Consider the following 19,023-nt stretch of genomic DNA (forward strand, 5'->3'; position numbering starts at 1 on the left):
CAGTACTCATTTTTCACTGTTCATGCAGAGCAGCATCATCGTCTCATCCGCATGTGTTAGTCACCATGTTTTTGCCGAAGAGCAATCCAGTGTTAATGTCTTGGCCCCTATAAAGGTCACAGCATCAAAAGATAGCCAAGGTACTGCTGAACAAGGCTATAAAGAAGATACGGTATCTCAAGTGGGTCTTTGGCAAGGCCGTTCCTTACAGCAGCTACCCTATTCCATACAGGTCTTTTCGAATGATTTGCTCAAAAATATTCAGGCAACCTCCAATCCAGATGAAATTTATCGTCTGAATCCAACCAGCCAATTAAGTCGTTCCCAATATGAGAATGATCAACCTGTTACCTATACACGTGGCTTTAGGGTCGCAAATGCCTATCGAGATGGCATGGAAGGAGATCAATATGGACACGGCACCACCACTGAAGATGCACAAAAAATAGAGGTATTCAATGGATTATCTGGGTTCTTATATGGCCCTGGTAATGTTGGCGGATTGATTAACTATGTCACCAAACGCTCAACAGATACTAGATTAAATGAAATTAATCTGGCGAATTTGGGAGGTAAAAGCTGGTATACCCATGCTGACTTTGGTGGAAAGTTTGATGACGCTGGAAAATTTGGCTATCGACTCAATCTGGCAAAACAAGGAGGTGATACAGCCATTAAACAACAAGAAATTAAAAAAGATTTTGTAAGTCTTGCGCTGGATTGGCAAGCTTTGGATAATTTGCTCATTCAAGTTGATGCCATGCAACGAGATTATGATATTAATGGTGGAGTTGCCAACTGGAACTTTGCAAAAGGAATCGACCGACTTTCAGCAGATCGACTCAAAAACAACATTTCTTGGAGCGTTCCTTGGACCAATAATTTTTATCATTCCGAGCGTTATGGTGCTCATTTAAAGTGGACCCCAAATCAGAATATTACAATAAGAAGTTCATACCTAGATAGTTATAGCCGTAGAGGCACGCAATTAACCACCAATACTGTTACATCAGACCATACTTATGATCAAACTGTTTCACGTGTTTATGCTGCGGGTGTAGACCGAATGAGTAGTCAACAGTACGATAAGCGCTGGGCCACTTATGTTGATTTTGCTTTTGATACTGGTCAGATCAGCCATAAACTTACCACTGGTTTGCAGATGAGTGACACTCAACAAAAGCGTTATCAAAAAGAAGCAAAGGAGGTGGTATTTAAAGATTTAAGCCTCGACTTCCCTGTATCTATGCCGAAGCCTGCGGGACAACAGCTTGATCGAGGTGATATTCAAACCCGATCTCATACACAAAGTAAAAGCTGGTTAATTGGCGATGACATCACTCTAAATGATCAATGGTCGTTACTCTTGGGTGCAGCCTATGTCAACATTATCAATAAAATGGGAGCAGGTTATGACGAATCAAAAATATCACCCAACCTCTCTATCTCATATCGTCCACATCCCGCCCTCACTACTTATCTGACGTATATCGAGTCTTTAGAGGCTGGAGGAATAGCTGCTGAGGAATATCGTGGCGCTCGAGTAAGCAACGCAGGTGATATTTTCGCTCCATTGAAAAGTCAGCAAATAGAATTAGGTGCAAAACTCAGTTTAGGTGATCTGTTGCTCACCACAGCCCTATTTAAAATTGATAAAGGCTTACAATATTATGATGTGAGCATGCCGACTGCACCTAAATTTGTTCAGGATGGCAGACAAGAGCATCAAGGCATTGAATTTACAGCAATAGGAAAAGCAACTGATCATTTAAGCATTCTTGGAGGGTTTACTTGGCTAGATCCTGAAATAAAAAAACAGAAACAAAATCCACTGCTTGAAGGTAAACGGCCACCTCTAGTTGCACAAAAAATGTTTAAACTCTATACAGAATATACAGTTCCGAACTACGAAGCTCTTAGTCTTTCCGCAGGTTTTAACCATACTGCCAAAAGTTATGCCGATGCTGAAAATACAGATAAACTTCCGGCCTACACTCTTTTTAATGTAGGTGCTCGTTATCAGTTTGATTTAAAAGACCACCCTATGACGCTTCGATTAAATATTAATAATCTATTCAACAAACATTACTGGGCCAATGAGTCTATTTTAGGCGAACCTAGAACTCTGGTTTTCTCTAGCAGCATTAAATTCTAGATAAAATACGCTGCCTTTAATTTAGATTTTAGCGTCAGCCTTTAGAATTTCATACAGCACATGCCAGCTTAAAGGATGATCTACGTTCAAAGCTGGATGCTGAAATTCAGAAACTTTCTTCATCTGTAATTTTTGCATCACGGCTTGAGACTTCATATTGTCCAAGGTGGTAAATGCCACCACTTTTTCTAGCTTTAATTGATCAAAAGCAAATGTTAGAGCAGCTTGAGCAGCCTCGGGTGCATAGCCCTGCCCCCAATACGCTTGATCGAGCCGCCAACCGATTTCTACACATGGCGAAAAGGAAAACTGTGTCGGTTGATCATGCAATCCAACAAAACCAATAAACTGTTGATTGTGCTTTAGCTCAACCGCCCATAAGCCCCAACCTTGTGCGTCGATAATCGATTTCATTTTATCGATCATGGCATCGCTTTCTGCTCTAGTCAGGAGTTTAGGGAAATATTCCATCACTTGAGGATGACTCCCCATCGCAGCAAAAGGTGCATAATCCTCTGTTCGCCACTGTCTTAAGCGTAGCCGTGCGGTTTCGATCATTTTTAGAACCAATAAATATGTATTAAAAACTATTAACAATATAAGGAGATAGTTCGGATATACTTCCGAGATATCTCAATCATAGACCTTGTCGTCGCAATTACCTAATATGAATGAAAATGAACTTTTAGAAATTCAGCATGAACTTCAAGCCCAAGAAAAACGTTTGAAGTACATTCTTTCAAGTAAAAGAAGAATCCAAAATATGATTCTTTCTTTTGAAAAAGATCTGGCTGAACAATTAATTCCTGTGATTCATCAACAAAGTGATGATAAAGCACCTGTTGAAAGTAGTCTGGCCCTCACCATTTGCTGGAAATTTTCTAAAGCTGAATTTCCTAAAACCGAACATTGGTGCAGCGAACTCAATATCACTGAGCTTGAATTCAAAGATGAATTTACTGTGGCATTAAAAGCACAGGCATGGTTAGGTACTTTGGGCAGCGATGAACTTTGGCAAACACCAATGTTTGCTGAAATTACGCTTGATCCCAAAACGGACGGCTTAAAGAGCTATCACATCCATTTCCTGTCTAAAGGAAAAGTTATTTCGTTAAGAAAGAACTCTAAGCACAGTGTAACTGTCAAACAAATGCAGAGTATGTAATCCTTCGGGATGCATACTCTTCCCTCTAAATTTGTCTAAGTTTACCTAAGCCTCTGTCATTCTTTTTACACATCAAAAAATAACAAATATTGGCACTGACACAACCCAGTGCAAGCACAGGCAAAACGGCAAGAAAAATGAAAAAACTCATGACTAATGTTTCAAAATCAAAGATATTGACCTGATCTTCAAACAAAATCATCAGCACTAAGCACATCCACCCCACAAAAAATACCAGACTGATTTTTAGAAACTGTCGCACATCAAAAATTTTTCTGGGTAATTTCAGTACCGATAAAACAATGGCATAGAAAAGAAAAGCAAGCACAATCAAAAATGGAATCAAATACAGCATCACTTGCATCGCATTGCTGACCACATGAAATAAATGGTTCTGCTGAAAATTTAAAAACAAACAATATGGAATAATAAAACTAAAAACCGACCCTAAACTTGCGCTCAGAGATGCGCCCAGTAAATACCAAGACCTCATTGTTATTTCCTTTATCTATCTAGCATGCGGCCATTATCAGTAAAGGAAATGGGTTTTGATTGAAGTGTAAGTGAAGCTTTGATGAAGTCCGAGATTTGATAAAAATATGGGTTGAAAAGATTTCACTGAATCCCTTGTGCAAGTCAGGGCCAAGTCATGTAAAATCATCTGCCTTGCAAATACGAATGAGAGAACAATATCCGTGCGTAAAATTTTAGTCACCAATGCCCTACCTTATGCCAATGGTCCTATCCATATGGGTCACTTACTCGGTTATATCCAAGCAGATATTTGGGTTCGTGCGATGCGTGCAATGGGCCATGACGTGACTTATGTATGTGCGGATGATGCTCACGGTACAGCGATCATGCTACGTGCTGAAGCAAATGGCATCAGTCCAGAACAGCAAATTGCCAATGTTCAGAAAGAACATATTCGTGACTTTGATGGTTTTGGCGTGCATTTCGATCACTATGATTCAACTAATAGTGATGAAAATAAAGCACGTTCAGAAGAAATCTATATCAAAAACCGTGAAGCAGGTAATATTGCGATTCGCCCTGTTACCCAGTTATTTGATCCTGAAAAAGGCATGTTCTTATCTGACCGCTTCATTAAAGGTACATGCCCAAAATGTAAGTCAGAAGATCAATACGGCGACGCCTGCGAAGTCTGCGGTACGACCTATAATGCAACCGAATTAGAAAATCCTCGCTCAACCTTGAGCGGCGCAACGCCTATCGAAAAATCATCGGATCATTATTTCTTTAAACTTCCGAATTTCTCTGAATACTTACAGAAATGGACGCGTGACCAAGGTCGTCTGCCAGTTTCGATTGCCAACAAGCTAGATGAATGGTTTGAAGCAGGTTTATCGGATTGGGATATTTCCCGTGATGCGCCTTATTTTGGTTTTGAAATTCCAGATGCGCCAAACAAATATTTCTATGTTTGGGTCGATGCACCAATTGGTTATATGTCGAGTTTTGAAAACTACATCAAAGCCAAACGTCCAGATTTAAGTTTTGATGATTTCTGGAAAAAAGACAGTGATAAAGAAGTTTATCACTTCATCGGTAAAGACATTGTTTACTTCCACGCACTGTTCTGGCCTGCAATGCTTGAAGGTGCCAACTACCGTACCCCATCAGGCTTATTCGTGAATGGTTTCTTGACCGTGAATGGTCAGAAGATGTCGAAATCTCGCGGTACATTCATCAAAGCTGAAACCTATTTAGAACATTTAAATCCTGAATATTTACGTTATTACTTTGCATCTAAACTTTCCGACAAAGTTGAAGATTCAGATTTGAATCTAGATGACTTCGTTCAGAAAGTGAATTCTGACCTTGTCGGTAAAGTGGTGAATATTGCCAGCCGCTGTGCAAAATTCATTAACACCAACTTCAACAATACTTTGTCGGATACATGTGCAGAGTCAGAACTGGTTCAAAGCTTTATTGATGCAGGTGATTCAATCGCACAAGCTTATGAAGCACGTGAATTCTCAGCAGCAATTCGTGAAATCATGGCTTTGGCTGACCGTGCAAATCAATACATCGATGAGAAAAAACCATGGGCACTTGCGAAGCAAGAAGGTCAAGAACAACAAGTTCATGATGTGTGTTCGGTGGGTATTAACTTATTCCGTCAACTTGCAATTTACTTGGCTCCAGTCTTACCAACGCTTGCGGCACAGGTTCAAGCCTTCTTACAACTTGAAAGCTTTGACTTTGCATCACGTCAGCAAATTTTAGTTGGACATGCAATTGCGCAATTCCAGCCTTTAATGCAACGTGTTGATGCCAAGGCTGTAGCTGCAATGGTGGATGCATCTAAAGATTCTTTAGCTGCAACGGCAGAAGCACCAAAAGCAGAGAAGAAAAAAGAAAAGAAAGCCGAGAAAAAGCCTGAGCCAAAAGTAGGTGAAGCTGAAATTATTGGTATTGAAGATTTCATGAAAATTGATCTTCGTGTAGCAAAAGTATTAGAAGCTGCAACTGTTGAAGGTTCTGATAAATTGTTGCAATTGACTTTAGATGTAGGCGAAGCTGAACCACGTAATGTGTTTAGTGGTATTCGTGAGTTCTATCAACCAGAAGATTTAAAAGACAAATTGGTGGTGATGGTGGCTAACCTTGCGCCTCGTAAAATGCGTTTTGGTATTTCTAACGGTATGGTACTTGCCGCAGGTAATGGCGAAGGTGTTTGGGTGATTTCTCCTGAATCTGGTGCGAAACCAGGTGATAAAGTGTCTTAAGCTTTAGACACTTATAAAAAGCCCTGCTATATTCTAGTAGGGCTTTTTTATTTTTATAACTTATGAAATTAAAGAAAAAACATCATTATGTAAGTCAGTTTTACTTAAAAGCATGGAGTATACATAAAGATCAAATTTTTGCTTATGATGAGAAATCCCCACCGTTTTTAGTAAAAACAAATGCAACAGCATATAGTAAGTTCTTTTATCGAGTGAACCCATTGAGCATTAATGGAATATCTGCTTTAGATAATATTGCAAAGGTACTAAATGCTCATAATACTGTAATCTATGAAAAAATTATTCAATCTATAAATCGAGTAATTTTAAAATCAAAAAAACATCAGGATTCACGTCCTACTGAACAATCAAATTCATATCAAGAATTAGATGAAATGATTAAAGAGCTTCAAACAAATTGTCTTGAAGATTATTTTGCTTTTTTTGAAGATAAAGCATCAACAGTTCTAAAAAAAATTCTAAAAGATAAAGAGATTTATATAGATTGGAAGGATTATCAGAATTTAATATTCTTCATAACCTTACAATTCCTTAGGACTAGAAAAGTTCTGGATCAAGCTAATACAGAATTTCATAAGTATTATCCAACTTTAACAAAAGAAGAAATGTATACGATATCAATTTATACATCTTTAATAATGAATACTAAATTAAGTCAATCCCTTACCTCTGACTTATACACAGTTCATATCGTAAAAAATAGTACTAATGTAAATCTTATTACCTCTGATAATCCTTGTATAAATTATAAATTCAACGAAACAAATAATACTGAGTTTGAATGTGTTTTTCCTATTTCTCCACATATATACCTAATACTTAAAGAAAACTCTTACTGTAAAAACTCTAAAAAAATTATTCTTGCGGATATCGAAAGTCAACCTAATAAAAATTTAATAAATACTTTAATTTTTTTAGAGGATACATCTGATCTTAATAAAATTATTTGGGTAAATTCATTAATAAAAAAGCATAAAAATCGTTATATTTACGCTCAAAACAATAAAGATCTAATGTAATTCAACCTCAAAACATGCTAAAAAGTAGACAATTCAACTAAACTTGAGAATATCTATAAATGAAAAAAACAGCCTTACTCCTTTCTATCTCAATCTTGAGCAGCATCCCTTTACTGAGCCATGCAGAAACAAGCAAGACCCTGCCGATCATTGAACAACAAAAACAAGTCGCTGGTTACTACCAGCACCAAGTGGGTGATGTGCAAATCACTGCATTATTGGATGGCACCAACTTTATGTCGCCAAGCCTGTTTAAAGATATTTCACCGCAACAAGTTCAACATATCCTGAAAAAGTACTACGCTGATCAAGAGAAAGGCGTGCAGACATCCATCAATGCTTTCCTCGTCAATACAGGAAAATCACTGGTACTCGTCGATAGCGGTGCAGCCAGTTGTTTTGGTGCCCATTTAGGTTCAATCCTAAAAAATCTGGTCGCTTCTGGCTACAAACCTGAACAGGTCGATACCATTTTACTTACGCATTTACATCCCGATCATGTCTGTGGCATCAGCAAAGATGGCGTTGCCAATTTCCCCAACGCAACCGTGTATGTCTCTAGTGATGAAGCCAATTACTGGCTAGATCCCAAACAAGCAGCCAAGCTACCAAAAGACAAACAAGCGGGTTATGAAGGAACGGTGAAGCACATTAAACAAGCGATTGCGCCTTACCAAGCCAAACAACGCTTTAAAACTTATAAACTGGGTGATGAAATTAAAGGGTTTAAAGTCATTAACACGGCGGGACATACGCCTGGTCACTTTAGCTATGAATTAAAAACCAAAGGTGAAAGTGTGGTCTTTATTGGGGATATTGTACATTCACATACCGTACAGTTTGATCAGCCCAAAACTGCGATTGAATATGATATTGATCCGAAAAAAGCAGTGGCAACGCGTTTAAAACAGTTCGCTGATTTCGCGAAGAATGGACAAACCATTGCCGCACCACATTTACCATTCCCGGGGATTGGACATATTTATTCAGCAGACGGTAAGAGCTATCAATGGATACCTGTACATTTTAAAGATTAAGACCAAAGAGCTGATTCTAGGCAATAAAAAAGCGACCAATACGGTCGCTTTTTTCTACTGCATCATTTCATACCAAAGATCAGCTTTAATCCGAGTAGTGTCATCACGCCACCCGCGATACGATCAAACAGTGATTTGGATTTTAAATAAACTTTGCGTGGCCCTTCTGCTGATAATGCAACAGCCACAAGCGAATACCAACCTGCATCAATAAAGAAGCACAGCATTGGCAACACCACATAGTAATAACTTGGGATTTCTTTCGGTAATAATGCAGTAAAAATACTGGCAAGAATAATGGCAATTTTCGGGTTACTGAGCTGAGTAATGAGCCCTAGGCGAAAAGCCTGTGCATAACTCATCGCCTGAACAGTACCGTCCCCTGCTTCCATTGGCTCTTTGGCATGCTTGATAATTTTATACGCCAGCCAAAGTAAGTACAAACCACCAAATATTTTTAAAGCGATATATGCAGAAGGCACGGCCAATAAAATTGCCTGTAAGCCCATGACAGCAAGCAAACCAAATAAGGCTGCGCCCGTACCTGTACCTAAGGCTGTAAATAAACCATGTTTACGTGAAATCGCAATTGAGTTTTTAGCCACATAAATAAATGTAGGACCTGGGCTAATTGCACCCAACATCAGTGCCAAAGCAATGGAGCCTAAAATCAATAACGATTCCAAGATAGACCTCTAGATTAGAATAATTTTCAAATATTAATTTTACTTAAATAGGGATTGAGGAGATACATAAATTTTGAGTTACCACCGCATTTTTTTGTATCTCTATCCCATCATGTACTTTTGTCACACTTGGTTTGAACGATAATTTAAGGTCGCGTGAACACCAAATAAGCGACTTCACTTCGAAATGAACCATCTGTTTGGATTTGATAATATTGGCGTGTCTGATCAGAGGCTTTGCGCTGTAAATCACGTATGGTCTGAACTGCATATTCAGGTGTTTGCATTCGTTCAGTCCAACTTTGAAACTCTAAATCCAAATGCTGTTTTTCAATAGTCTCAACAGTAAAACCTGCATATTCAGCAAAACCTGCCCATTCCCTCAAACTATAATTACGCACATGGCTCGGATCACGAATCGTCTCAATGGTTTGGAAAAAAGTATCCATCACAGGATTTGAATTTCCTAAAATATCAACAATAATCACTTTGCCCTGCTGCGCCACAACTCGATATATCTCATCCATGGCTTGTGCAACATTATGCCAATGATGCGCTGAATAGCGGCTAATAATGCAATCAAAACTTTGATCTGCAAAAGGCAAAAGCTCGGCTGCGCCTTGCTGAGCAGTGATATTACCCAAACCTTTTTGTTTGGTTTGTTCAGCAACCAGTTCTACCATAGACGGTGTTAAGTCGTAGGCCGTTACCTGATCTACAAACGGCGCAACTTGGTAGCTGACATGCCCGCCGCCACAGCCTAAATCCAACACTGTTTTAATTTGATGTGACTGAATTAATTGCTGCATTTTCTGAAACTCAATGCCCTGCGCATGTACGGTACTGGTTAAATAAGCCTGAGATTTATCTTGGTATTGCTGCTGATTGACCTGATGCTGGGTGCTCATATTCTTATCCTTGCTGTGCCTGTCTCTATTTAAAATAGCCAAGCTTAACCAAAAATAAAAATGATCAATTTTAATTAAATTAATAAAAAATATTTATCAGTTAAATCCAATCAAACTGGCCGCGACATTGATTGCAACCGCCAAAATGACGGTATTAAAGATAAATGCCAGTACGCAATGAAAGATATTCAAATGTCGGAGCGAAGAACTGGTAATCGAAACATCTGCTGTTTGGGCAGAGGTGCCAATGATATAGCTGAAATAAATAAAATCGAGATAATCGGGTTGATCAGTTTTTGGAAATTCTAAACCCGCTTCTTGGTGCCGACTTTTGGCGAGATAAAAATCGTGGGCATAATGAATGGCAAATAAGGTGTGCAATAACAGCCACGTTGAAAAAATCGTACCCATGGTCAGCAGGATCAGCGCACCTTTTAAGATCGGTAGATCTTTCGGCACATGACTCAACTGCACCACAATCGAAATAAAACACACCACGATTGCAATCAACACCACAGTCAGGATCATCCACTTCCCTTCATCCTGTTGCTGGGCACGTTTTAAAATATGCGTTGCATCCAAATGCCACATCATTTTCAAGGTCAGAAATAAATACAACCAGATGGCAATATTCCAGCCAAGCTGTAAGCACGTCGCCCATTGCCATTGGGTAAATATATGCAATAACCCATAGATCACTAGCCCTAAGGCAAAAGTTGCAGATAAATATGGACGGTGTTTTATCCCTCTGGCCAACCGTTGTAAAAATCCCTGCATTGTTCACCTGTTTATATTTTTATTCATGACTAATTTACGCTTATTTTTTAGCATTGTATTGTCTTTGCCACATCGCTGATTGCAGCTATTTTACTTAAATTAAACAAAATAAAGATTCGGAGGATATTTACTTCGGACAAAAATGTCCGTTTAATTCACCTTAGCACTTCTTCGAACTTTTCGCCATGATCAAACGCCAACAATTAGCAGCCCATAATCGGGATGAACTTCTCAATGCTGCGGAGGAAATCTTTCGTAAGCAAGGCGTTCATGTGCCTTTGCAAGCGATAATTGATCATGCGGGTGTTGGTCGCGCCACCTTCTATCGTAATTTTGCGGATCGCAAAGCGCTGATTGCTGCCCTATTAGAACGGGCAATCAGCCGTTTGGAACAACGTGCTCTCGCACTACAAAGCTTCAACGATGGCTTTATTCGTCTGATAGAAGGTCATATTGAACAACTTCCACATCTGGTTGTATTGATTGATTACTGGCGCATTATTGATCGGCAAGACCCAATCATGCTAAACATTTATGAAAGACGCGATAAAGCATTGCAACCGCTGATTGATCAAGCCATACAACACAAATTATGCCGTGCAGATTTAACACCACAAGATTTCGGCATGATTACTGCGATCTTGGGCTCTTCGTTTCAAGGGCATCAGGCTTCAGATCAGGTTCGGTTAGCTCAACGTGCAATAGAATTATTATTAAACGGCATTAAAGTTTAGTTCGAGGAATAACATGGATAAAAGCCCTCGCTATCTTGAGACTCCTCCAGATTGGTCTGCTGATGAGCGCCCAACACTCCCCGGCTCGCCCGCCGCAATTGCACATGCCAGACCAAAACGCTTTGCCTACTTTTTTATTGGATTGTTCATTTGTATTGCAGCCAGCTTAAGTAATGGCTTTATCGTTGCCAATTTACCGATTTTCCAAGGGGAATATGGCTTAACCCCCTCTCAAGCGGCATGGCTTCCCGCTGCTTATGTAATGGCGAATGTCAGCTCAAACCTGATCTTGTTCAAAGCACGTCAACAGTATGGCTTACGCCTGTTTTCAGAAATAGGCCTGCTGGTCTTTATTGGTGTCTTGATCCTACATACCTTTGTCAAAACCTATGAAATGGCGCTATTTGTCCGTTTCATTGCAGGTCTGGCCGCCGCCCCACTCAGTTCGTTGGGAATGTATTACACCATGCAGGCGTTTGGCAAAGCAGACATGGCCAAAGGGATTTATCTGGCTTTTGGATTTCAGCAACTGGGATTGCCATTGGCTTGGATTATTTCGCCTTTTCTGCTCAGTGCCAATCAATGGGATGTGATTTATACCTTTGAATTGGGTCTGGCCATTTGTTGTTTCGCGATGGTGGTGTCATTAAAACTACCACGCAGCTTACGTATGGAAGTATTTGAGAAGCAAGATTTCTTTACCTTTGCCTTACTGGCTCCCGGCTTTGCCTGCCTGTGTATTGTGCTGACCCAAGGGCCTATTCTGTGGTGGTTTGATAGCCCGTGGCTGGCTTATACCTTGATCGTAGGCTTCTGTTTGATTGTGTTGGGTTTAACCTACGAACACTATCGAACCAATCCGTTGATTATGACCCGTTGGCTGGCAGCTGGTGATTTACTCAGTTTCGTGGTCAGTGCTTTTGCACTACGTCTGCTCATGTCGGAACAAAGTTATGCTGCGGTGAATTTTCTGAAAACCATGGGTATGGGACCCGATCAATTTGTTCCGCTGTATGTGGTGATTTTCTGTGGAACGATTGCAGGTTCGGTATTTAGTGCATTGACCTTCCATCGTGAACGTTTAATTTTAAATTTATTTCTGGCTGAGATCTTAATTTTAATTGCCTGTGCATTGGACTATCACCTCACCAGTGATGTTCGCCCTGCCAACTTCTATCGCAGTCAATTCTTAGTGAGTTTTGCAGGTGGTGTCTTTATAGGACCGTTGCTGTTGATGGGCTTTATGCGAACCTTGCAACGTGGGCCACAATACGTCGTGACCTTTATTGTATTGTTTTCTGCTACTCAGAATTTTGGTGGTCTGGTCGGTTCATCATTTTTTAATACCTATCAACAACGCCATACCTATGACTACAAAGTTGAGATCAACAGTAATCTTGATCCAACCGATCCCTTGGTCGCACAGCGTCTGCAAACCTATCAACATAGTGCCGTACTCAGCAGTAATGATCCTGTTTTACAAAATAATCAGGCCTTGCAGAATCTGAATAAAGTGGTGACCCGTGAAGCTCAGGTACGTGCCTATAACGATGTCATCGTATTGAACGGCATTTTTGCAGTGGTGTTGCTGCTATGGGGACTATTTAAATATATACGGGATAAATACAAGACCCGAAAAAATCTGCAAGCAGCCAGTTAGCCTTTAATGTATGTGATTGAGAAAACATTATGTCTGAACAAGATAAACCCGAAAATACAGCTCCTGATACCGAGCAAAAACAAACACCTGAAGCAGTAAAGGCACCAGAGACTGTCGTGCAAATGCCACCACCGCCTCCACCGCCAACCACTAAGTTGATCAAGACCAAGCGCTCAACTTTGTGGTGGATGCTGCTGGTTTTAATTGTCGGGATCACCATTATTTTATGGGCATGGCGTATTGGCCCCTTTCATACTGCCGTTGAGCAGACGGACAATAGTTATGTGAAAGGTAAAACCACGATCCTGTCATCACAGATCAATGGCTATATCAAAGATGTATTGGTCAAAGACTTTGATCAGGTCAAACAAGGTCAAGTACTGATGCATATCGATGCAACCACTTATGATCAAAAAGTGACGCAAGCCGTTTCTGGTGTCGAGCAGGCCGAAAATAGCCTTGCCAATCAAACCCAAGCGATTGCGCAACGTCAGGCAGATGTCACAGCAGCCCAAGCCAAACTGGATCAAGTCAAAGCACAATATGATTTATCTGTGGCACAGTTAAAACGCTATCAGCAACTTGGCGACAGTGGTGCAGCTTCAAAATCCGAACAGGACAAAGCTGCAGCTGATGCGCATAATAATCACGCGTTACTGAAACAAGCTGAAGCCAATATTTTGGTCGCACAAGAAGCTTTAAAAACTGCTCAGGTGGCGCAATCAGGTTTAAAAGCGCAAGTGAATAGTGCACAGGCACAACTTGATCAGGCCAATACCACCAAGGATTACAGTACCATTGTTGCTCCGCTGGATGGCCAGTTGGGTGAAGTCAATCCACGGGTGGGTCAATACGTTGCTGCGGGTACGCAGTTGCTTTACTTGATCCCGAAACAAACGTGGGTCATTGCCAACTTTAAAGAAACCCAGATCGCCAATATGAAAATTGGGCAAAAAGCCTATTTCACGGTTGATGCCATGAATCATCAAAAATTTACAGGGCATGTTGAGCAGATTTCCCCAGCCGCAGGTTCAGAGTTTAGTGTACTCAAACCTGACAATGCGACAGGCAACTTCACCAAAGTGGTACAGCGTATTTCAGTCCGTATTGCGATAGATCCAAACCAAAAAGGCATCGAGAACTTACGCCCAGGCATGTCTGTGGTCACATCTGTAAACACGGACTCTTAAGGCAATACTGACATTCTCAATCAAATACATTTACAATGTGATCAAATTCATTTCTCGTTTTCTAAAATGTTTGATCACATTGCTTTTTCTCCCCCTTATCAAACATTGGAACTGTCCACTTCGGTTCAATTGACGATCAAACGACTTGACCTGATTCATCCACAAATTTCAGGCAATAAATTTTTTAAGCTGAAATACAACCTGCTTGCCGCTCAACAGCAAGGCTTTACGCAAGTTCTGACCTTTGGTGGAGCTTTCTCAAATCATATTGCCGCGACGGCATATGCAGCTCAGCGATTTGGTTTTCAAAGCCTTGGCATTATTCGTGGCGAAGAACTTCATTCGCAACCGCTAAATCCCACCCTACAAACTGCACAAGATTTTGGCATGCAACTGCATTTTGTCAGCCGAGCCGAATATCGACTACGCCATGAAACTGCGTATTTGCAGCAATTACAACAGCGATATCCACAAGCCTTTATTATTCCTGAAGGTGGCAGCAATGCGCTTGCACTACAAGGCACTCAGGAAATTTTGAGCGAACATGATCGAGAAAATTATGATGTAATTTGCTGTGCCGTCGGTACAGGCGGAACCATTGCAGGGCTGATTGAAAGCAGCACAGATCAGCAACATATACTCGGCTTTTCAGCACTAAAAGGCGACTTCCTACAAAAAGATATTCAGCAGTGGACTGATAAAAAAAATTGGTCTTTAACCGATACATATTGCTGTGGTGGCTACGCTAAAACCCATCCAGAATTGCTGCAATTTATGCAGCAATTTGAACAGCAATACGCAATTCCGTTAGAACAGGTCTATACCGCCAAAATGATGCTGGGCCTATTCGATTTAATTCAAGAGAATCACTTTCCTGCAAATACACGTATTTTGGCGATCCATACGGGTGGGCTACAAGGTCGCTTGAAATAGAAAAAGCCACCTTAAAGTGACTTTTTTCATTAAACAGGATGATTAAAACCATCCATCACTAATTGGTTTATTGTCCATAAACACCACCAATCCTTTTACGATGCGGTAAATAAACCAAATTGACACCGCAAACAGAATAGGAATACCAATCAGCACAAACGACAGCACCAAACCAATTACAGCAATGATTAAAGTGACCCAAAAGGTTTTGATTTGCCATTCAAAATGACTGGCTAGCCATGTACCCTGTACTTCTTCACGCTTCATATAATTCATAATAATTGCGGCAATACTGGTTAGTCCCACAATAATACTCAGCGCATACAGTCCATAGATGATCAAGGTATATTGTCGCAATTGATCTTGCTTTTCTGACGGCGTATTTTCTAAAAATATCTTATCGTTCATTATTCTAATCCCCTCTATCGAGATCAATTTTATAACATGCTTTGATTTTGGAAGTATATTTTTTAATCAAACAATCTACATACTCAAAATGCTTTAAATCTTTTATAATTGCCCGCTTTTCCTCTTTCGAGTATTTCTCCCATGGTTCATCAAGTTGATGTTGTTGTTTTAGGTGCTGGTGCATCAGGCTTGATGTTGGCTGCGGAAGCAGCTAAACGTGGGCGCTCAGTCGTGGTATTAGAAAAGGCCAATAAAGTTGGTAAAAAGATTTTGATGTCAGGTGGTGGTAAATGTAACTTTACCAATCTCGATGTTGAACCTTCTAATTATCTTTCTGAAAATCCACATTTTGTGATTTCTGCCCTCACCCGCTACACCAACTGGGACTTTATCAGCTTAGTCTGTGAATACGGAATCGAATATGAAGAACGTAAGCATGGGCAATTGTTTACCTTAAAGGGTTCCAAAGAAATTCTTGAACTGTTGCTCTCCGAATGCAGCAAGGCCAAACGGGTTGAGATTCAAACGAGTTGCGAAGTACAGCAAGTCAACGCCCAAGCTGATTCAAGTTTTATCGTCGAAACTAGCCAAGGAACTTATCACTGTGAATCGCTCGTCGTGGCAACAGGTGGCTTGTCTATTCCGACATTAGGAGGTTCAGGCTTTGGTTATGAACTTGCACAGCAATTCGGGCATCATGTCTATCCAACACGCGCAGGTCTGGTTCCATTTACTTTCTCAGATCATTTTAAAGAAGTCACGACACGTCTAAGTGGCAATGCTTTAGATGCAACCCTAGTCAATGAACGCCATCAATTTACTGAGGCATTGTTGTTTACCCATCGTGGTTTGAGTGGTCCAAGTTCATTACAGCTTTCCAACTACTGGCATGTCGGAGAAAGCTTTAAAATTGATTTCTTTCCAGCTCAGGAGCTGAATCAATTTTTTAAAGAAAAGAAAAAATCACAGCCTAAAGTGCTGCTTCGCACGCTACTGAGTGAATTTACGGCGAAAAGTATTGTACTGGAGCTACAACAATTAATTTGGGCTGAACAAAGCGAAATAGCAATTGGTAATCTCAGTGACATACAGCTTGAGCATATTGCAACACAACTGCACGCATTCACGGTTAAACCTTCAGGAACCGAAGGTTATCGCACCGCAGAAGTCACCCTTGGCGGTGTCGATACCAGTGAAGTATCTTCCAAGACCATGGAAAGCAAAAAGCAGAAAGGCTTATATTTTATTGGTGAAGTGCTCGATGTCACAGGACATTTAGGCGGCTATAACTTCCAATGGGCATGGTCTTCTGCGCAAGCCGCAGCTCAATTTGTTTAATGCGATCTGATCCATCACAACATTCACACTTCAGACGATATACGATGATGTCTGCTTTAGTTGTGTTCATCGGAAGAATTGGCTGCTTCTGAGGTCGAGATTTGCTGACTACTTTCAAGCGGTTTCTCTTTAGAAGAGTTTGATTTCGTAATCACAAACTTATAAGCACTCGCTAAAAATCCGACAGTAATGCCTGCAATAATAATAGGTGCGAATACTCGATTTGGCCTCTTCATTTCATTCTCCTATAGACTTTTTATTTAGAGACTAGTGATACTTTATCGATAAATGAATTGCTTTTTAGGTCAAATTTTTGATTTCAGCCGTATAAGCCTGCTCAAAATGCCGATTACAATCCCAGATAAAGCTCAATAGCGCTTATACAAACAAAACGACCACCCTGCTTAGAGTGGTCGAATTGATTAAAAAAATCAAAGATTATTTTTACTATTCATCCGAATACGGTGGTGTTGGTGGAACTGGATTCACCGGATCAGTTGAAGTTGGTGCAGTTGGGCTGACAGGGTTTGTCGGCGCCACCTCCTCCTTGTGCAAAGGATTCGGCTGTTTTGCTTCAGTTTTTGCTTTATCTAAAAGATCGGTCAGCAAACGTTCCGCAGGTTGACGTCCTCCCAAACCAAAGGCCAATGCAAATGCCACAGCAACTGAGCCCAAGGTCAGACCAAATGCCAAATTCACAATCGAATCAGCAATACCCATGGCTTTTAAGCCCATCGCAATCACCAAGCCCATAATTAAAACACGGACCAGATTACCTAACCAACGTGAACTGTTATATTCACCACGCTGTACGATATTCGCAACGATATTGGCCAACCAGAAGCCAATAACGAGAATCACCGCACCAAGCAAGATGCTTGCACCAAACTGGATAAACATCGCAATCAATACACTGACTTGCTCCAATCCAAGTCGATTGGCTGCTTCTGAAACTGCAAACAGCATGGTAAAGAAAACGATTAAATAACCAATAACATCCGAAACACGGGTTTGTCCAAGGAAGCGCTGTAAATCAAGCTTCATTGGAATTTCATCAACGCCGGCTCCTGAGATCAGCTCAGCCACTAACCGCCCCACAAAACGAGAGACGATATAAGCCACAATTAAAATCAAACCTGCTGCAATAATTTGTGGAATTGCATACATGATTTCATTCAGCATTGCGGTTGCTGGTTGAGAAATCGCTTGGATCCCGAGCGCTTCAAAGGCCACAATTAAGGTGGTGATAATAATGATGGCAAACACAAATGAGCCTAGGAATTTAGACACATTGGAGTTTTTAAATAGACCAACTTTCTCCGCTTGTGCTTGTAAACCCAGGCTATTACTCAAGCCTTCTACGATGCCACGCACAATTTTCGCAAGAATATAGCCCACGAAAATGATCACGCCTGTAATAAACAGATTCGGTAGATAAGCAATCGCTTCATTCACCATATTCTGTACAGGAATTAACAGACCTGTTAAGCCTAAAATTGATAGCACAATCGGTAGGAACAGTAGTAGAACCAGCCAGTAAAAAATCTCGCCGATATTGGTACTGAGGGAACTCACCCCCACTTCGCCACTTAATTTTTCATCTAGCTCAGTTCTGGAAAGTACATTGGTCAGGCCTGCACGAACCAAACGTGCAACAATCCAGCCAATAAAACCCACGGCAACAGCAGCCAGCAAGTTCGGTATATACGCCAACACGCGACCTACCATATTGCTAAATGGATCGCTCACACCACTAATATTTAAAACATTTAATGCGCCGACCACCGCAAGAATCAACACAAACCAAAACACCAGTTTGGACACCAGATTCTCAATATTTGGCGTACGACCCGTTGCTGTAGACAACTTTTGATTGGTATCAAGCTTTTGCAATAATTTCTTTACACCTGCTGCAATGACTAAAGCAACAATCCAACCAACAAGCAGGATGACAACAGCAGCAAAGATAGGATGAAACTGATCCCAATAATACATTGCATCAAATCCTCCACGATTGGCGGGGTCACTAAAAAATTCATTCATGTTGTTATCCTTATATTGTGTTTGTAAATCTTGCTATAAATCCATTGATAAACGCTCTACCATTAAGAACATGATTTATGGATGCTTCCACCATAGTTTTTGTCTATTTTCCAATCAATCAATGGCAGCACTAATACAACAAAAAAGTCTCATAATTTTGCAAAAAAGCTCATTGATTCACACCAATGAGCTTTAT

At 40.5% G+C, this 19,023-nt stretch carries 18 protein-coding genes; 10 read left to right on the forward strand and 8 right to left on the reverse strand.

The features are described from left to right. Positions 1 to 22: 22 nt before the first annotated feature. A complete protein-coding gene (locus MMO42_RS12530; RefSeq protein WP_241320757.1) occupies positions 23 to 2,155 on the forward strand; it encodes a TonB-dependent siderophore receptor in 2,133 nt (710 codons plus the stop codon). Positions 2,156 to 2,176: 21 nt separating this feature from the next. On the opposite strand, the gene MMO42_RS12535 is transcribed toward MMO42_RS12530, so the two are convergent. After that, positions 2,177 to 2,713 carry a GNAT family N-acetyltransferase gene (locus MMO42_RS12535; RefSeq protein WP_241320758.1) on the reverse strand — a complete coding sequence of 179 codons (537 nt, stop codon included), beginning with the start codon at positions 2,711 to 2,713 and terminating at the stop codon, positions 2,177 to 2,179. Positions 2,714 to 2,822: 109 nt separating this feature from the next. On the opposite strand from MMO42_RS12535, the gene MMO42_RS12540 reads away from it, so the two are divergent. Further along, entirely contained in the window at positions 2,823 to 3,320 is a 498-nt protein-coding gene (locus MMO42_RS12540) for a hypothetical protein (RefSeq protein WP_241320759.1), read from the forward strand. Positions 3,321 to 3,345: 25 nt separating this feature from the next. Here MMO42_RS12540 and MMO42_RS12545 read toward each other — a convergent pair whose 3' ends face one another. Next, the gene (locus MMO42_RS12545) at positions 3,346 to 3,813 is read right to left on the reverse strand and encodes a hypothetical protein (protein ID WP_241320760.1); all 468 of its coding nucleotides are present in this window, start codon (positions 3,811 to 3,813) and stop codon (positions 3,346 to 3,348) included. A 202-nt stretch (positions 3,814 to 4,015) separates the two neighbouring features. On the opposite strand from MMO42_RS12545, the gene metG reads away from it, so the two are divergent. From metG to MMO42_RS12560, 3 genes are all read left to right on the forward strand, one after another. Further along, positions 4,016 to 6,073 (forward strand): methionine--tRNA ligase, encoded by a 2,058-nt coding sequence (metG, locus tag MMO42_RS12550; protein WP_241320761.1) that lies wholly within the window; start codon positions 4,016 to 4,018, stop codon positions 6,071 to 6,073. A 62-nt stretch (positions 6,074 to 6,135) separates the two neighbouring features. Beyond that, on the forward strand, positions 6,136 to 7,113 hold the full coding sequence (locus MMO42_RS12555) for a DUF4238 domain-containing protein (protein WP_241320762.1): 978 nt from the start codon (positions 6,136 to 6,138) through the stop codon (positions 7,111 to 7,113). A gap of 59 nt (positions 7,114 to 7,172) precedes the next feature. Further along, positions 7,173 to 8,150, forward strand: a complete 978-nt coding sequence (locus MMO42_RS12560; RefSeq protein ID WP_241320763.1) for an MBL fold metallo-hydrolase — start codon at positions 7,173 to 7,175, stop codon at positions 8,148 to 8,150. 62 nt (positions 8,151 to 8,212) lie between these two features. On the opposite strand, the gene MMO42_RS12565 is transcribed toward MMO42_RS12560, so the two are convergent. The 3 genes from MMO42_RS12565 to MMO42_RS12575 all read right to left on the reverse strand — a co-directional run bounded on the left by MMO42_RS12565 (position 8,213) and on the right by MMO42_RS12575 (position 10,521). Further along, positions 8,213 to 8,836: a LysE family translocator gene (locus MMO42_RS12565; RefSeq protein ID WP_241320764.1), complete on the reverse strand. Its 624-nt coding sequence runs from the start codon at positions 8,834 to 8,836 to the stop codon at positions 8,213 to 8,215. A gap of 146 nt (positions 8,837 to 8,982) precedes the next feature. Continuing rightward, on the reverse strand, positions 8,983 to 9,744 hold the full coding sequence (locus tag MMO42_RS12570) for a class I SAM-dependent methyltransferase (RefSeq protein WP_241320765.1): 762 nt from the start codon (positions 9,742 to 9,744) through the stop codon (positions 8,983 to 8,985). Positions 9,745 to 9,840: 96 nt separating this feature from the next. Continuing rightward, the gene (locus tag MMO42_RS12575; RefSeq protein ID WP_241320766.1) at positions 9,841 to 10,521 is read right to left on the reverse strand and encodes a DUF1345 domain-containing protein; all 681 of its coding nucleotides are present in this window, start codon (positions 10,519 to 10,521) and stop codon (positions 9,841 to 9,843) included. Positions 10,522 to 10,706: 185 nt separating this feature from the next. Here MMO42_RS12575 and MMO42_RS12580 point away from each other — a divergent pair, with 185 nt between their 5' ends. The 4 genes from MMO42_RS12580 to MMO42_RS12595 all read left to right on the forward strand — a co-directional run bounded on the left by MMO42_RS12580 (position 10,707) and on the right by MMO42_RS12595 (position 15,038). After that, a complete protein-coding gene (locus MMO42_RS12580; RefSeq protein WP_005151198.1) occupies positions 10,707 to 11,255 on the forward strand; it encodes a TetR/AcrR family transcriptional regulator in 549 nt (182 codons plus the stop codon). 13 nt (positions 11,256 to 11,268) lie between these two features. Further along, positions 11,269 to 12,915, forward strand: coding sequence for an MFS transporter (locus MMO42_RS12585; protein WP_241320767.1), 1,647 nt, complete (start codon positions 11,269 to 11,271; stop codon positions 12,913 to 12,915). Positions 12,916 to 13,037: 122 nt separating this feature from the next. Next, positions 13,038 to 14,105 (forward strand): HlyD family secretion protein, encoded by a 1,068-nt coding sequence (locus MMO42_RS12590; protein ID WP_241320823.1) that lies wholly within the window; start codon positions 13,038 to 13,040, stop codon positions 14,103 to 14,105. Positions 14,106 to 14,171: 66 nt separating this feature from the next. Further along, positions 14,172 to 15,038, forward strand: coding sequence for a pyridoxal-phosphate dependent enzyme (locus MMO42_RS12595; RefSeq protein ID WP_241320768.1), 867 nt, complete (start codon positions 14,172 to 14,174; stop codon positions 15,036 to 15,038). A 42-nt stretch (positions 15,039 to 15,080) separates the two neighbouring features. Here MMO42_RS12595 and MMO42_RS12600 read toward each other — a convergent pair whose 3' ends face one another. Continuing rightward, positions 15,081 to 15,446, reverse strand: coding sequence for a hypothetical protein (locus tag MMO42_RS12600; protein ID WP_005292037.1), 366 nt, complete (start codon positions 15,444 to 15,446; stop codon positions 15,081 to 15,083). A gap of 141 nt (positions 15,447 to 15,587) precedes the next feature. Between MMO42_RS12600 and MMO42_RS12605 the strand changes: the two genes are divergently transcribed. Next, entirely contained in the window at positions 15,588 to 16,784 is a 1,197-nt protein-coding gene (locus MMO42_RS12605) for an NAD(P)/FAD-dependent oxidoreductase (RefSeq protein ID WP_241320769.1), read from the forward strand. Positions 16,785 to 16,840: 56 nt separating this feature from the next. Here MMO42_RS12605 and MMO42_RS12610 read toward each other — a convergent pair whose 3' ends face one another. After that, positions 16,841 to 17,020, reverse strand: coding sequence for a hypothetical protein (locus MMO42_RS12610; RefSeq protein WP_005151217.1), 180 nt, complete (start codon positions 17,018 to 17,020; stop codon positions 16,841 to 16,843). A 211-nt stretch (positions 17,021 to 17,231) separates the two neighbouring features. Continuing rightward, a complete protein-coding gene (locus MMO42_RS12615) occupies positions 17,232 to 18,827 on the reverse strand; it encodes a mechanosensitive ion channel (protein ID WP_241320770.1) in 1,596 nt (531 codons plus the stop codon). Positions 18,828 to 19,023 lie beyond the last annotated feature (196 nt).

It is taken from the genome of Acinetobacter sp. ANC 3882, assembly GCF_022549545.1.
Classification (GTDB): domain Bacteria; phylum Pseudomonadota; class Gammaproteobacteria; order Pseudomonadales; family Moraxellaceae; genus Acinetobacter.

Excerpts from the sequence above, each read along its gene's own strand:
- MMO42_RS12545 (WP_241320760.1), bottom strand. The coding sequence starts at position 3,813 with ATGAGGTCTTGGTATTTACTGGGCGCATCTCTGAGCGCAAGTTTAGGG.
- MMO42_RS12560 (WP_241320763.1), top strand. The coding sequence starts at position 7,173 with ATGAAAAAAACAGCCTTACTCCTTTCTATCTCAATCTTGAGCAGCATC.
- MMO42_RS12530 (WP_241320757.1), top strand. The coding sequence starts at position 23 with ATGCAGAGCAGCATCATCGTCTCATCCGCATGTGTTAGTCACCATGTT.
- MMO42_RS12585 (WP_241320767.1), top strand. The coding sequence starts at position 11,269 with ATGGATAAAAGCCCTCGCTATCTTGAGACTCCTCCAGATTGGTCTGCT.
- MMO42_RS12595 (WP_241320768.1), top strand. The coding sequence starts at position 14,172 with ATGTTTGATCACATTGCTTTTTCTCCCCCTTATCAAACATTGGAACTG.
- MMO42_RS12580 (WP_005151198.1), top strand. The coding sequence starts at position 10,707 with ATGATCAAACGCCAACAATTAGCAGCCCATAATCGGGATGAACTTCTC.
- MMO42_RS12615 (WP_241320770.1), bottom strand. The coding sequence starts at position 18,827 with ATGAATGAATTTTTTAGTGACCCCGCCAATCGTGGAGGATTTGATGCA.
- MMO42_RS12570 (WP_241320765.1), bottom strand. The coding sequence starts at position 9,744 with ATGAGCACCCAGCATCAGGTCAATCAGCAGCAATACCAAGATAAATCT.
- MMO42_RS12555 (WP_241320762.1), top strand. The coding sequence starts at position 6,136 with ATGAAATTAAAGAAAAAACATCATTATGTAAGTCAGTTTTACTTAAAA.
- MMO42_RS12540 (WP_241320759.1), top strand. The coding sequence starts at position 2,823 with ATGAATGAAAATGAACTTTTAGAAATTCAGCATGAACTTCAAGCCCAA.
- MMO42_RS12600 (WP_005292037.1), bottom strand. The coding sequence starts at position 15,446 with ATGAACGATAAGATATTTTTAGAAAATACGCCGTCAGAAAAGCAAGAT.
- MMO42_RS12610 (WP_005151217.1), bottom strand. The coding sequence starts at position 17,020 with ATGAAGAGGCCAAATCGAGTATTCGCACCTATTATTATTGCAGGCATT.
- MMO42_RS12605 (WP_241320769.1), top strand. The coding sequence starts at position 15,588 with ATGGTTCATCAAGTTGATGTTGTTGTTTTAGGTGCTGGTGCATCAGGC.
- MMO42_RS12575 (WP_241320766.1), bottom strand. The coding sequence starts at position 10,521 with ATGCAGGGATTTTTACAACGGTTGGCCAGAGGGATAAAACACCGTCCA.
- MMO42_RS12590 (WP_241320823.1), top strand. The coding sequence starts at position 13,038 with ATGCCACCACCGCCTCCACCGCCAACCACTAAGTTGATCAAGACCAAG.
- MMO42_RS12535 (WP_241320758.1), bottom strand. The coding sequence starts at position 2,713 with ATGATCGAAACCGCACGGCTACGCTTAAGACAGTGGCGAACAGAGGAT.